Annotated in this window: 13 protein-coding genes; 1 reads left to right on the top strand and 12 read right to left on the bottom strand. The window is 72.5% G+C overall.

Annotated features, from left to right (window positions below):
* Window positions 1-121 precede the first annotated feature (121 nt).
* Window positions 122-1765 carry a ricin-type beta-trefoil lectin domain protein gene (locus ABZ883_RS26685; protein ID WP_360910304.1) on the bottom strand — a complete coding sequence of 548 codons (1644 nt, stop codon included), beginning with the start codon at window positions 1763-1765 and terminating at the stop codon, window positions 122-124.
* A gap of 331 nt (window positions 1766-2096) precedes the next feature.
* Window positions 2097-4625: an ATP-dependent Clp protease ATP-binding subunit gene (locus ABZ883_RS26680; RefSeq protein WP_360910302.1), complete on the bottom strand. Its 2529-nt coding sequence runs from the start codon at window positions 4623-4625 to the stop codon at window positions 2097-2099.
* Between the two features lie 442 nt (window positions 4626-5067).
* On the opposite strand from ABZ883_RS26680, the gene ABZ883_RS26675 reads away from it, so the two are divergent.
* On the top strand, window positions 5068-5616 hold the full coding sequence (locus tag ABZ883_RS26675; protein ID WP_360910300.1) for an SCO3374 family protein: 549 nt from the start codon (window positions 5068-5070) through the stop codon (window positions 5614-5616).
* Here the strand turns inward: ABZ883_RS26675 and ABZ883_RS26670 are convergent.
* The 10 genes from ABZ883_RS26670 to ABZ883_RS26625 all read right to left on the bottom strand — a co-directional run bounded on the left by ABZ883_RS26670 (window position 5547) and on the right by ABZ883_RS26625 (window position 13568).
* Window positions 5547-5888 carry an Lsr2 family protein gene (locus ABZ883_RS26670; RefSeq protein ID WP_360910298.1) on the bottom strand — a complete coding sequence of 114 codons (342 nt, stop codon included), beginning with the start codon at window positions 5886-5888 and terminating at the stop codon, window positions 5547-5549. The genes ABZ883_RS26675 and ABZ883_RS26670 overlap by 70 nt on opposite strands.
* Window positions 5889-6054: 166 nt before the next feature.
* The gene (locus tag ABZ883_RS26665) at window positions 6055-6573 is read right to left on the bottom strand and encodes an amino-acid N-acetyltransferase (RefSeq protein ID WP_360910296.1); all 519 of its coding nucleotides are present in this window, start codon (window positions 6571-6573) and stop codon (window positions 6055-6057) included.
* Between the two features lie 9 nt (window positions 6574-6582).
* Entirely contained in the window at window positions 6583-7014 is a 432-nt protein-coding gene (locus tag ABZ883_RS26660) for a BlaI/MecI/CopY family transcriptional regulator (RefSeq protein WP_360910294.1), read from the bottom strand.
* A gap of 58 nt (window positions 7015-7072) precedes the next feature.
* The gene (locus tag ABZ883_RS26655; protein ID WP_360910292.1) at window positions 7073-7270 is read right to left on the bottom strand and encodes a hypothetical protein; all 198 of its coding nucleotides are present in this window, start codon (window positions 7268-7270) and stop codon (window positions 7073-7075) included.
* Window positions 7271-7349: 79 nt separating this feature from the next.
* Complete coding sequence (locus ABZ883_RS26650; protein WP_360910290.1) at window positions 7350-8054, bottom strand: hypothetical protein; 705 nt, start codon at window positions 8052-8054, stop codon at window positions 7350-7352.
* Between the two features lie 85 nt (window positions 8055-8139).
* Window positions 8140-8937: a type III pantothenate kinase gene (locus ABZ883_RS26645; protein ID WP_360910288.1), complete on the bottom strand. Its 798-nt coding sequence runs from the start codon at window positions 8935-8937 to the stop codon at window positions 8140-8142.
* Entirely contained in the window at window positions 8937-9962 is a 1026-nt protein-coding gene (nadC, locus tag ABZ883_RS26640; protein ID WP_360910286.1) for a carboxylating nicotinate-nucleotide diphosphorylase, read from the bottom strand. The genes ABZ883_RS26645 and nadC overlap by 1 nt, the downstream gene beginning before the upstream one ends.
* Window positions 9959-11731 (bottom strand): L-aspartate oxidase, encoded by a 1773-nt coding sequence (locus ABZ883_RS26635; protein WP_360910284.1) that lies wholly within the window; start codon window positions 11729-11731, stop codon window positions 9959-9961. Before ABZ883_RS26635 ends, nadC begins: the two co-directional genes overlap by 4 nt.
* Complete coding sequence (gene panC / locus ABZ883_RS26630; protein ID WP_360910282.1) at window positions 11728-12582, bottom strand: pantoate--beta-alanine ligase; 855 nt, start codon at window positions 12580-12582, stop codon at window positions 11728-11730. Before panC ends, ABZ883_RS26635 begins: the two co-directional genes overlap by 4 nt.
* Entirely contained in the window at window positions 12579-13568 is a 990-nt protein-coding gene (locus ABZ883_RS26625) for a DUF2520 domain-containing protein (protein ID WP_360910280.1), read from the bottom strand. The genes panC and ABZ883_RS26625 overlap by 4 nt, the downstream gene beginning before the upstream one ends.
* Window positions 13569-13608 lie beyond the last annotated feature (40 nt).

Here is a 13608-nt window from a genome sequence, read left to right as displayed (position 1 = left end):
GTCCCAGGTCACGTGGGTCAGGTCACCGCCCGCGGGACCAAAGGAAATGGCCCCCGAGGGACGAAAGACCGCCCCTGGGGACCAAAGTCCTGTGGCCCGCGCCACGCATCGGGAAAAGCCGTCACAGCCTTTCTTCGGCGGAATTCAGCCCGGCAAGGACCACGGCCGTGCGGCCGTCCGCGACCGACCGGAAGCGCGACGGGACCACCGTGGCGTCCAGGGACCAGCGCTGCGCGGAGCGGCTGTCGCGCGGCGCGAGGACGACCCCGGCCCCCTGTTCCGCACCGTCCGGCGCGACGGCCAGCTGCTGGTTCCAGCGCGGTACGAGGTCGCCGGTGAGCGTCAGGTCGTAGCGCACGTCCTCTGCACCGGTGACGAACGAGGCGGTGCACAGCCCCAGTTCGAGCGCCGCGCCCCGATGCGAGTTGAGGCAGTACGAGGGCTCGGCGACGCTGCGCAGCAGCCCGTCCCGCTCGTACGTCCAGAACTGGGTGGCCCCGGAGCCGCACACCGCGGTGCGCGCCGTCGTGCCCAGGGCCGTGCCGCGCCCGGTCAGGTCGACACACAGGTCGCTGCCCTGGTTGCGCAGCCGCCCGCGCAGGCCCCCGCCCGGTACCGGGTCGGCGGTGACGGTGCCGGAGCCGGGCGCCCTGGCGGGCGCCGAGGGCGAGGCGGGGGCGGAGAGGGACGCGGAGGCGGGGAAGGACGCGCCCGGGAAGACGCCTGCCGAGGCCCGGTCGTCGGTGCCGCCGTCCGAGAGGAGCCCGGAGAGACCGGCGACGGCCGACACGAGCAGGACGGCGCCGCCGACCCCCAGCGCCGTCGCCCCGGCCGCTCCCGGCCGCCGGCGCAGCAGCCCGCCGGCCTTCCGGCGCCGGCCGCCGTGCCGGGGCCCCGAGGGGCCGCCCGCGGCGGCCGCGGCATCGTTGTCACGCGCCGCACGGCGCGCGGGGCGGGAGTCGAGATAGGTCCGTGCCTCCCAGACCAGCACCGCCTCGGCGATCAGCGTGCCCAAGCGGTCGCCGGAGTGGTCGAGTTGCTCGGCGGCGTAGCGGCAGTGGTCGCACTTGGCGATGTGGCGCTGCAGATCGGGCACGAGCCCGGCGCCGCCCCGGTGGACGGAGATGTCGAGCAGCCGGCTGAACTGCAGGCAGCTCTCGTACGGGGCCAGGTCGCGGTGGGCCTGGACACAGGCCTCGCGGAAGCGGGTGCGCGCGAGCTCCAGCTGCCCGGCGGCCTTCTCCTGGCCGACGCCGAGCAGGGCGGCCGGCACGGCGACGGTCTCCGCGTCGACCTCGACGTGCCAGAGCAGGCAGCGGGCCGGTTCGGGGAGGCGCTGGAACGCCCGGTGGACCAGCCGGCGGTTGTCCGGGACGGCCAGCCGCGGATCGGTCTGGTCGCCGCGCAGCCGCAGCCCGCGGTGGAGCGAGGCGCGCCGGCGGTCGGTGGCCCATTCCTCCGCGATGCGGTGGACGGTGACCAGGAGCTCCGGGCGCCAGGCGGCCGACGGCCCGGTCAGCCGCAGCGTGTCGACGAAGACCCGGGTGAAGGCCGCCGAGGCGAGGATGCCCGCCGTGTGCCCGGAGACGGCGCACAACTCCGCGTACTCGAAGACCGGCCGCCAATGGCGGGCCAGCAACTCCTCGAAGGGCTGGTGGACGGCTGGTTTTCCCGAGAAGTTTCTGAGCTCCACCGACAGGGCCTCGTCCGGAACGTCGAACAAATGGCCGGGGTGCGGGGAATTCGAGGAGAACGAATCCTTCAACGAGCGTTTCCTTCCGCGTTCGCCGCACCGGGAAAAGTACGAACCATTCCACCGGCGGGCACGCAGCTACGTGGGGGGACGCGGGGCCGGGGCACCGGGAGGTGTGCTCTCTCCCTTCGCCTGGATCAGCTCATCGGGAATGCCTGCGGGAATGACGGCGCGACACCGGCCCACGGAGAAGGAAGACAGAAGGATTCCCGCGCGCGAGCAGGGCTCACCTTTCCATAAATCAGACGAGCACAACAAGGGTGGGTTCATCGGGAACACAAATGAGCAGGCCCCGCCCGTACTTGTGTACGGACGGGGCCGGCCCCGGTGTTCTACGGCGCGCTTACGCGTCCTTGCTCAGGTTCGGGCCCGAGCCGCCACTGCCGGCCGCCTCGACCGGCGGGGCGTCGGCGACGGCCACCTTCTCCTCACCGCGGAAGGTGAACTTGATGTTCTCGCCCTCGCCCTCGGTGCCCACGACCACGATGTGACCGGTGCGCAGCTCACCGAAGAGGATCTTCTCGGAGAGCACGTCCTCGATCTCGCGCTGGATCGTCCGGCGCAGCGGACGGGCACCCAGCACGGGGTCGTAGCCGCGCTTGGCGAGCAGGGACTTGGCCTCGGGGCTGAGCTCGATGCCCATGTCCTTGTCCCTGAGGCGCTCGTCCACCCGGGCGATCATGAGGTCGACGATCTGGATGATGTCTTCCTCGCTGAGCTGGTGGAAGACCACGATGTCGTCGACACGGTTCAGGAACTCGGGGCGGAAGTGCTGCTTGAGCTCCTCGCCGACCTTGGCCTTCATCCGCTCGTACCCGGTCTTGACGTCACCCGCGGCCGCGAAGCCGAGGTTGAAGCCCTTGGAGATGTCCCGGGTGCCGAGGTTGGTGGTCATGATGATGACCGTGTTCTTGAAGTCCACGACCCGGCCCTGGGAGTCGGTCAGCCGACCGTCCTCCAGGATCTGCAGCAGGCTGTTGAAGATGTCCGGGTGGGCCTTCTCGACCTCGTCGAAGAGGACGACGGAGAACGGCTTGCGGCGCACCTTCTCGGTGAGCTGGCCGCCCTCCTCGTAGCCGACGTATCCGGGCGGGGAGCCGAACAGCCGCGAGACGGTGTGCTTCTCGCTGAACTCGGACATGTCGAGCTGGATCAGCGCGTCCTCGTCGCCGAAGAGGAACTCGGCGAGCGTCTTGGAGAGCTCGGTCTTACCGACACCGGACGGGCCGGCGAAGATGAACGAGCCACCGGGGCGCTTGGGGTCCTTCAGACCGGCCCGCGTGCGGCGGATCGCCTGCGAGAGGGCCTTGATCGCGTCCTTCTGGCCGATGACGCGCTTGTGCAGCTCGTCCTCCATGCGCAGCAGACGCGAGGACTCCTCCTCGGTGAGCTTGAAGACCGGGATGCCCGTGGCCGTGGCCAGGACCTCGGCGATCAGCTCCTCGTCGACCTCGGCGACGACGTCCATGTCGCCGGCCTTCCACTCCTTCTCGCGCTTGGTCTTGCCGGCAAGGAGCTGCTTCTCCTTGTCGCGCAGCGAGGCCGCCTTCTCGAAGTCCTGCGAGTCGATCGCGGACTCCTTCTCCCGGCGCACGTCGGCGATCTTCTCGTCGAACTCGCGCAGGTCCGGCGGAGCGGTCATCCGGCGGATGCGCATCCGGGAACCGGCCTCGTCGATCAGGTCGATCGCCTTGTCCGGCAGGAAGCGGTCCGAGATGTAGCGGTCGGCGAGGGTCGCCGCGGCCACCAGGGCGGCGTCCGTGATGGACACGCGGTGGTGGGCCTCGTAGCGGTCCCGCAGGCCCTTGAGGATCTCGATGGTGTGCGGCAGCGACGGCTCCGCGACCTGGATGGGCTGGAAGCGGCGCTCCAGGGCCGCGTCCTTCTCCAGGTGCTTGCGGTACTCGTCGAGCGTGGTCGCGCCGATGGTCTGCAGCTCACCGCGGGCGAGCATCGGCTTGAGGATCGAGGCGGCGTCGATCGCGCCCTCGGCGGCACCCGCACCCACCAGGGTGTGGAGCTCGTCGATGAACAGGATGATGTCGCCGCGGGTCCGGATCTCCTTGAGCACCTTCTTCAGGCGCTCCTCGAAGTCACCGCGGTAGCGGGAGCCGGCGACCAGGGCGCCGAGGTCCAGCGTGTAGAGCTGCTTGTCCTTCAGCGTCTCGGGGACCTCGCCCTTGACGATGGCCTGGGCCAGGCCCTCGACGACGGCGGTCTTGCCGACGCCGGGCTCGCCGATGAGGACGGGGTTGTTCTTGGTGCGGCGCGACAGCACCTGCATCACGCGCTCGATCTCCTTCTCGCGCCCGATCACCGGGTCGAGCTTGGTCTCACGAGCGGCCTGGGTGAGGTTGCGGCCGAACTGGTCCAGGACGAGCGAGGTCGAGGGGGTGCCCTCGGCGGGGCCGCCGGCGGTGGCGGCCTCCTTGCCCTGGTAGCCGGAGAGCAGCTGGATGACCTGCTGCCGCACCCGGTTCAGATCGGCGCCCAGCTTCACGAGGACCTGGGCGGCGACGCCCTCGCCCTCGCGGATCAGGCCGAGCAGGATGTGCTCGGTGCCGATGTAGTTGTGGCCGAGCTGGAGGGCCTCACGGAGCGACAGCTCCAGGACCTTCTTGGCCCGGGGGGTGAAGGGGATGTGACCGGACGGGGCCTGCTGGCCCTGACCGATGATCTCCTCGACCTGCTGGCGGACCGCCTCGAGCGAAATCCCGAGGCTCTCCAGGGCCTTAGCGGCGACACCCTCACCCTCGTGGATAAGGCCCAGGAGGATGTGCTCGGTGCCGATGTAGTTGTGGTTGAGCATCCGGGCTTCTTCCTGAGCCAGGACGACAACCCGCCGCGCGCGGTCGGTGAACCTCTCGAACATCGTTAATCGCTCCTCAGAGCGGTCGGGCAGTTAGGGGCGTGTCCCCTCCCTGTCCTTCCGCATGCTAGTCCCGCACAGCGGGGCAGCTCACTTCAACCGTCGACACCTCGCGAGGTCGTTTACCCCCCGCGCCGTCGACAACAGCCACAACTTGATGGTGCGAGACGATGTTCCCGCAGGCCAGGCGGATAGCCCTTTGTCCAGTACGCCGAGGGCGAACGCCCCGCCTGTCCGACACGACCGTCGTCCCTTCCCACTAGGTATTTTCTTACCCGCTCCCACCGACAGTCCATGCGAGGAGCGCGCCCGCTGTCTGCTACAGGCGAACAGGCTTGCGTCCCGGGAATTCACGGACAGTGACGGATACCGGCACCCGGGTACTCCTGGTGACGGCCCTCGTAACCGTGGCCGGGTCCGCGGCGTTGCGCACGTCATGCGGGGCATGCAGGGCCTACGAGGCACGGACACGGCGGACACGCCGGGCACCACGGGCATGGACGCCCTCGACGTGCCCGCGGCCGCCGGCTACGAGGTGCTGGACCGCTTCCCGGCCCCGCGGACCGGGCCCGTGGCCCTGGCGGGGCCGCGCATGCGGTTCTGCGTGGCCGCGGGCGGCGCCGCGGAAATCCCCGGGCTGCTGGACTGGCTGGAGTGGACCGGCGTCCCGCTGGACCTGGTGCCGCTCCAGGGATACGACGCGCCCGCGCGGCCAGGAGCGGCCGCCGCCCCGCGGAACGACGGCGCGCCCGTGTGGCTGCGTCCGCCCACCAGGGGCGGGCACAGCCACACGGGCGCGCCGCACTTGCCCGCCATGACGGTCGCGGGCTGCCCGGCCGACGGGGGACCCGTCGGCCTGGTGGCCCTGGTGTCCGCGCTGGCGAACGCCTGCCACCGGGTCCGGCTGCGCACCGGCCGGACCGGTCAGCCGTGCTCCTTCTCGTACGCCTCGCGGATCTGCGCCGGGACGCGGCCGCGGTCGTTGACCTCGTAGCCCGCCTCCTTGGCCCAGGCGCGGATCTTCGCGGTGTCCTGGCTCGCCGAGCCGCCGCGGGAGGCGGCCTTCACGGTGCGGCCGCGGCCCGCACGGCCACCGGTGCGCCGGCCGCCGTCCACGTAGGGGCCCAGCAGGCCGCGGAGCTTGTCGGCGTTGTCGGTGGTGAGGTCGATCTCGTAAGTCACTCCATCGAGTGCGAACGTCACGGTCTCATCCGCCTCGCCGCCGTCGAGGTCGTCAACAAGAAGGACCTGAACCTTCTGTGCCACCGGCTTCCCTTTCATCGAATACGGATAACCGGTAAAAGCAAACCGCCTTTTCCCGGAAAACTCAAACCCCTTGCCCGAACTGCTCCGGCCCATCACCCCGCACACGGTCTTCCGCCGGGGAACGTATCGGACATACTGTTGTCCCGGAGGCAGCCGCGGAGCGGCGTCAGAGATGCAACAGCATCCGGCTGTTGCCCAAGGTGTTCGGTTTCACTCGTTCGAGGTCGAGGAACTCGGCCACACCCTCGTCCTTTGACCGCAGCAGCTCCCCGAAGACATCGCCGTCGACCGGCGTCTCACCGATCTGCACGAAGCCGTGCTTCACGAAGAAGTCCACTTCGAAGGTGAGGCAGAAAATTCGCCGCACTCCCAGCCAACGCGCGGTCTGCAGCAGCTTCTCCAGTACGAGATGCCCGATGCCGTTGCCGTGGTGGACCGGGTCGACCGCCAGAGTGCGCACCTCGGCGAGGTCCTCCCACATGACGTGGAGCGCCCCGCAGGCCACGACCTCGGCGTCCTGGTCGCGTTCGGCGACCCAGAACTCCTGGATGTCCTCGTAAAGCGTGACGGTCGGCTTGTCCAGCAGGATGCGCTCCCGGACATAGGCGTCGAGCAGTCGCCGGACGGCCGGCACATCACCCGTGCGCGCCCGGCGGATGGTGACGTCATTTGAAGCGACGGGCATGTGCGGACGCTATCGTCCGCCCGATCCCGGTGTCCCGCCGGGGTCGGCGTGTTCTGCGGGTTGAGCGGGTTGAGCCGGTTCAGCGGATTGGACGACGCGCATTGCGTCGCGGAGCGCTTCTCGCTGTTCCGCCGACATCATCCCGAAGAAGGCGACAAGGGCGGCCGCCGGGTTGTCACTCGCGGCCCACGCCTCGTGCATCAGCGCGGCGGAGTAAGCGGCACGCGTGGAAACCGCCTCATAGCGATAGGCGCGCCCTTCGGCTTCCCGGCGCAGCCATCCCTTCTGATGGAGGTTGTCCATTACGGTCATGACCGTGGTGTACGCGATGGAGCGTTCCCGACGCAGATCTTCGAGCACTTCGCGTACCGTCACCGGGCGGTTCCAGCGCCACACCCGTGTCATGACGGCGTCTTCGAGGTCTCCCAGAGGACGGGGCACACCCGAATACTAGTGGCAATCGGGCGGAATGCCCCGGAACGCCGGAGAACCCCGGGGATCAGACCCGGGGTTCGGCGCCGCCCGGCCGGGGGGCCGGAGCGGCGGCAGCGGTGGCGTTGACGGAGAGCGCGGCGTCCACCACCGCGTCCTCCTTGGCCTTGTTGGCCCCGCCCTGGCTCTTGATCAGCGTCCTGATGAGGAAGGTGAACGCGATGGCCATCACGGCGGGGGGCACGAGCGCGGAGACGTAGTCCATGCGACCAGAGTAGCCACGCCCCCGCGCGGCCCCGGCGCCCGGTATGCCCGGGCGGCCCGGTCGGCCCCGAGGAACCGGGTCAGCCCGTGGCGAGCTGTTCCGGCGGCCGGGGCGGGGTGCGCCGGCGCGGCGGGAAGATCTCCGCCGGGGTGGGCACCTTGCGCTTGGGCTCGTCGTGCTCGGGGCCGCCGGGATCGGCCGGCGGCGTTCTCGGGTCCGGCCGCGGCGCCGGCTTCGGTTCCCGGCCCCCGCCGCGTTCCGCGGGGTCGTCGGCGGCGGTCCGGCCGCCGGGCAGGGCACGCAGCCTGGTGCGCCCGGGGCGCGCCGTGACGGGCGGCGCGGCGGGCGCCGGGATGCGGGCCGCGAGCCGGGCGCGGACATCCAGCTCCGCGAGGTGCTCGCAGCGGCGCAGTACGCCGTACCGGCGGTGCGTCTCGGCCGCGGAGGACGGATGGGTGCGCAGCATGCGCAGCGCCGTGAGGTCGTCCGGCACGGGGACGTAGCCCGTGTCGAGCGCACCGGTCAGCCGCTCGAGGTAGCCGGCCGCGCTGCCGGGCAGCGCCGCCCGGTAGCGGGCGAGCTCCGCGAGCAGGAAGGTGCGCAGCCGCCCGGCCTCCCGGGCCGCCTCGTCCACGTCCTCGACAAGACGCAGATAGTCCCGCACATCGTCGGGCGTGGGGGTCGTGGTGCTGGACTGGAGGGCCGCTGAGAGGGCGCGCCGGAGCACGCGCAGTTCATCCGCGCTGAACGCCATTCCGCCTCGGGACCCGTGTGGCGTGGGCATGCACTGACTTTACGTACTAAGCGGACAAAATACGCGTAACCAGATATGCCCGGGCGTGCCGTGCCGACGGCCCGCCGGCCGCCCGTCAGGGCGCCTGGACGTTGCGCTCGTAGACCAGGCGGAGCCCGATGAGCGTCAGCCACGGCTCGTGGACGTCGATGGCCGCCGACTCGCCCAGCACCAGGGGCGCCAGGCCGCCGGTGGCGATGACGGTGACGTCGTCCGGGTCGTCCGCCAGCTCCCGTGCCATCCGCTCGGTCACGCCGTCCACCTGGCCCGCGAAGCCGTACAGGATGCCGGACTGCATCGCCTCGATGGTGTTCTTGCCGATGACGCTGCGCGGCCGGGTCAGCTCGACCTTGCGCAGCTGCGCGCCCCGCGCCCCGAGCGCGTCCACCGAGATCTCGATGCCGGGGGCGATGGCACCGCCCGCGTACTCGCCGCGCGCGGTGACCGCGTCGAACGTGGTGGCCGTGCCGAAGTCCACGACGATGCACGGGCCGCCGTACAGGTGCACGGCGGCCAGCGAGTTGATGATCCGGTCGGAGCCGACCTCCTTCGGGTTGTCGGCGAGCACCGGGACCCCGGTCTTCACCCCGGGCTCCACGAGGACCGCGGGGACGTCCCCGTAGTAGCGGCGGGTCACCTCGCGCAGCTCGTGCAGCACGGAGGGCACCGTCGAGCAGATCGCGATGCCGTGGATGCCGTCGCCGAGCTCCTCGCCGAGCAGCGGGTGCATGCCCATCAGGCCCTGCATCAGGACCGCCAGCTCGTCCGCCGTGCGGCGCGGGTCGGTGGAGACCCGCCAGTGCTCGACGATGTCGTCCCCGTCGAACAGGCCCAGCACGGTGTGGGTGTTGCCGACGTCGATGGTGAGAAGCATCAGTCCCACTCCGGCCCTTCGCCCTCGGCGCGCAGGTCGAGGCCGATGTCGAGGATCGGCGAGGAGTGGGTCAGGGCGCCCACCGCCAGGTAGTCCACGCCGGTCTCGGCGTAGGCCCGGGCGGTCTCCAGGGTGATCCGGCCCGAGGACTCCAGCGCGGCGCGGCCGGCGACCAGCGCGACGGCCTCCTCGGTCTCGGCGGGGGTGAAGTTGTCCAGCAGGATCAGGTCCGCGCCCGCCTCCAGGACCTCGCGGACCTGGTGCAGGGTGTCGGCCTCGACCTCGATGGCCAGGTCCGGGAACGCGTCCCGCACGGCCTCGAAGGCGGCCGCGACGCCGCCCGCGGCGACCACGTGGTTGTCCTTGACCAGGGCCGCGTCCGACAGCGACATGCGGTGGTTGACGCCGCCGCCGCAGCGCACCGCGTACTTCTCCAGCGCGCGCAGGCCCGGGGTGGTCTTGCGGGTGTCGCGCACCCGGGCGTTCGTGCCCTCCAGCAGGTCCGCCCAGCGGCGGGTCGTGGTGGCGATGCCCGACAGCCGGCACAGCAGGTTGAGCGCGCTGCGCTCCGCGGTCAGCAGGTCCCTCGTCCGGCTGCGGACGGAGAGCAGCACCTCGCCGGCCTCGACCCGGTCGCCGTCCTCGACGTGCCGTTCCACCTCGAACTCGTCGTCGCACACCACGGACAGGATCGCCTCGGCGACCCGCAGCCCGGCCACCACGCCCGCCTCACGGGCGGTGAAGTCGCCGGTGGCGAAGGCGTCCTCGGGGATCGTGGCGACGGTGGTGACGTCCACCCCGCCGTCCAGGTCCTCCTCGATCGCCATGTGCGCGATGTCCTCGACCAGCACCGGGTCCAGGCCGGACTCCGCCAGCAGCTGGGCCAGGCCCGGGTCGAGGCCGCACTCGTGGGGGTCGTACCCGTGCTCGTCGCCGGCGCCGCAGCCGCAGCCGTCACCGCAGCCACCGCCCCCGCCGCCGCTCGGGCCGCCGATCTGCAGGAGGGGTTGCTCGGGCGTGCTCATCGCTGCTGCTCCGTTCCAGGGCGGGTCGGGTGGGCTCCCCCGGGCCGGGGGCCGGGGGCGAAGTCCGCTGTGTCGGTGGTGCGGATGGTGAGAGTAGCGGGTGTGGCGGGCACCGCCCCGCCCGGCCGGAGGCCGCGGGGGGCGGGCGGGTCGAGGGTGGCGACGATGTGCCGCCGCCAGGCGGCGTCGTCCCGCTCCGGCCGGTCCTCGCGCCAGTGGCAGCCGCGGGTCTCCTCACGGCGCCGGGCGGCCTCCACGAGCACCCGGGAGACCAGGCAGAGGTTGGACGCCTCCCAGGTCTCCACGCAGGGCTCCGCGGTCTTGCCGTCGCGCTCCAGCAGCTCGGCGGCGTCGGCGTACATCCGGTGCAGGGCCCCCGCCGCCTCCTCCAGGCTGGCCGCGCTGCGCAGCACGCCGGCGCCGCGCGTCATGATCCGCTGGATCGCGTACCGCGCCTCGGAGGGCAGCAGCGGGAAGCGGCTGGGGGCCGGGATCACCGGGGCGCCGGGGTCCGCGGGGTGGGCGGCGATGTCGGCGGCGATCCGCTCGGCGAAGACCAGCCCTTCGAGGAGGGAGTTGGACGCCAGCCGGTTGGCGCCGTGCACACCGGTGCAGGCGACCTCGCCGCAGGCGTACAGGCCCGGCACGGTCGTCCGGCCGTGCAGGTCGGTGCGGACGCCGCCGGAGGCGTAGTGCGCGGCCGGGGCGACCGGGATCGGCTCGGTCACCGGGTCGATGCCGTGGGCGCGGCAGGCGGCCAGGATCGTGGGAAAGCGCTTGGTCCACATCTCGGCCCCGAAATGGCGGCCGTCCAGGAACATGTGGTCGGCGCCGGTCTCCTGCATCCTGCGCGTGATGCCCTTGGCGACGATGTCCCGCGGGGCCAGCTCGGCCAGCTCGTGCTGCCCCAGCATGAAGCGCACGCCGTCGGCGTCCACGAGGTGGGCGCCCTCGCCGCGCACCGCCTCGGAGACCAGCGGCTGCTGGCCCTCCGCGTCGCGGCCGAGGAAGAGCACCGTCGGATGGAACTGGACGAACTCCAGGTCCGACACCTCCGCCCCGGCGCGCAGCGCCAGCGCCACGCCGTCACCGGTCGACACCGCGGGATTGGTCGTCGCGGAGAACACCTGGCCCATGCCGCCGGTGGCCAGCACCACGGCCCGGGCCCGGACCGAGCCGACCCCGTCGCGCTGCCCCGCGCCCATGACGTGCAGGCTCACGCCCGCGGTGTTGCCGTCGGCATCGGTGAGCAGATCCAGGACCAGGGCGTTCTCGATGAACTCGATCCTGGCTTCGCGTACGGCCTCGATCAGGGCCCGCGAGATCTCCGCGCCCGTCGCGTCGCCGCCCGCGTGCGCGATGCGGCGGCGGTGGTGGCCGCCCTCGCGGGTCAGCAGGACCTCGCCGGTGGTCTCGCTGGTGTCGAAGTGCGCGCCCGTCGCCATCAGCCGGCGCACCGCGTCGGGGCCCTCGGTGACCAGGACGCGGACCGCCTCCTCGTCGCACAACCCGGCGCCCGCCACCAGCGTGTCGTCCAGGTGCTGCGCCGGGGTGTCGCCCTCGCCGAGGGCCGCGGCGATGCCGCCCTGGGCCCAGCGGGTGGAGCCGTCGTCCAGGTGGGCCTTGGTCACGACGGTGACCCTGGCCCCCTGCGCGGCGCAGCGCAGCGCGACCGTCAGCCCGGCGACGCCGGAGCCGACCACCACCACGTCGGCCTCGTGCGCCCAGCCGGGCGCGGGGGCGAGCAGCCGTATGCCGGTGGTGCTCACAGGGCGCCTCCGAAGTCGAGTGGCAGGTTGTCGATCAGGCGCGTCGCGCCGACCCGGGCGGCGACGGCGAGCACCGCCGGTCCGGTGTGGTCCCCGGCCGCCTCGGAGAAGTCGCGGGGGTCGGCGAGGGCCAGGTAGTCCACGCTCAAGCCCTGTTCGCCGTCCAGGACCGCCCGGGCGGCGGCCCGTACGGCCTCCGGCCCCCGCCCGGCCGCGTCACGGCCGGCGAACAGGGCCCGGGACAGCACCAGGGCGGTGCGGCGCTCCCCTTCCGAGAGGTAGCGGTTGCGGCTGGACAGGGCCAGGCCGTCAGGCTCGCGCACGGTGGGGGCGCCGGCGATCTCGACGGGGAAGTTCAGGTCGGTGGCCATGCGCCGGATCAGGGCGAGCTGCTGGGCGTCCTTCTGACCGTAGAACGCGATGTCGGGCCGGGTCAGATGGAGCAGCTTGGCGACGACGGTGAGCATCCCGTCGAAGTGGCCGGGACGGGAGGCGCCCTCGTAGCGCTCGCCCATCGGCCCGGCGCTGATCCGCACCTGGGGCTGCCCGCCGGGGTACACCTCGTCCGCCGAGGGGGCGAACACCACGTCCGCGCCCGCCTGTTCGGCGACCTTCAGGTCGGCGTCGAGGGTGCGCGGGTAGCGGTCGAAGTCCTCGTTCGGGCCGAACTGGAGCGGGTTGACGAAGACGGTGACGACCACGGTGCCGTCGCCGACCCGTTCGCGGGCGGTGCGGACCAGGGTCGCGTGGCCCTCGTGCAGGGCGCCCATCGTCATCACCACGCCCGTGGCGCCGGACCGGCCTTCGACGGCCGCCCTCAGCTCGTGCGCGGTGTGGACCAGTTCCGTCATCGCTCTCCCCGATCCCCGCCGCCGGCCGCACCGGGCCCGCCGGTTCCGTCCGTTCCGCCGGTGCCGCCGGTTCCGTCGGCGAGGACGCCGAGCAGCGCCTCCGCGAACTCCGCCTTCAGCAGGCCGCCGGCCAGCGCCCGGTCCGCGGTGGCGCGGGCCATCGCGAGGTAGGACGCCGCCATCTCCGGCGCGTGGGCGCGCAGTTCGGCCAGATGGGCGGCGACCGTACCGGCGTCGCCGCGGGCCACGGGACCGGTCAGCGCGGCGTCGCCGGAGCGCAGGGCGTTGTCGAGGGCGGCGCCGAGCAGCGGGCCGAGCATCCGGCCGGGCTCGGCGACGCCGGAGGCGCGCAGCAGTTCCATGGACTGCGCGACCAGGGTGACCAGGTGGTTGGCGCCGATGGCCAGGCCCGCGTGGTAGAGCGGCCGGGCCGACTCCTCGATCCACTCGGGCTCGCCGCCCATCTCGATGACCAGTGCCTCGGCGGCCATCCGCAGCTCCTGCGGGGCCGTGACGCCGAAGGAGCACCCCGCCAGCCGCTGCACGTCGACGGAGGTGCCGGTGAACGTCATCGCCGGGTGCAGCGCGAGCGGCAGCGCGCCCGCGCGCAGGGCGGGGGCCAGGACGCCCGTGCCGTACCGGCCGGAGGTGTGCACCAGCAGCTGGCCCGGCCGGACCGCCCCGGTCCCGGCGAGCCCCGTCACCAGGTCCGGCAGCGCGTCGTCGGGCACGGTCAGCAGCACCAGGTCGGCACGGGCCAGCACCTCGGCGGGCTCCACCAGCGGCACGTCGGGCAGCAGGGCGGCGGCCCGGCGGCGCGAGGCGTCGGAGACACCGGACGCGGCGACGGGGCGGTGCCCCGCCATCCGCAGCGCGGCCGCGAGCGCGGGACCGACCCGTCCCGCGCCGACGACGCCGACCGTGAGCCGCGCGGGGCGGGCCTCCACGTCGGGGGGCAGGGGCCCCGGGGAGTGCGATGCGTTCACGCTGGCTTGCCTTCCGTTCCAGTCCTCGCGGGGGTACCGG

The sequence above is a fragment of the Streptomyces sp. NPDC046977 genome, from assembly GCF_040644455.1.
Lineage (GTDB): Bacteria > Actinomycetota > Actinomycetes > Streptomycetales > Streptomycetaceae > Actinacidiphila.
The sequence above is the reverse complement of the archived record's forward strand: the minus strand, read 5'-3'. Positions and strand labels throughout refer to the sequence as shown.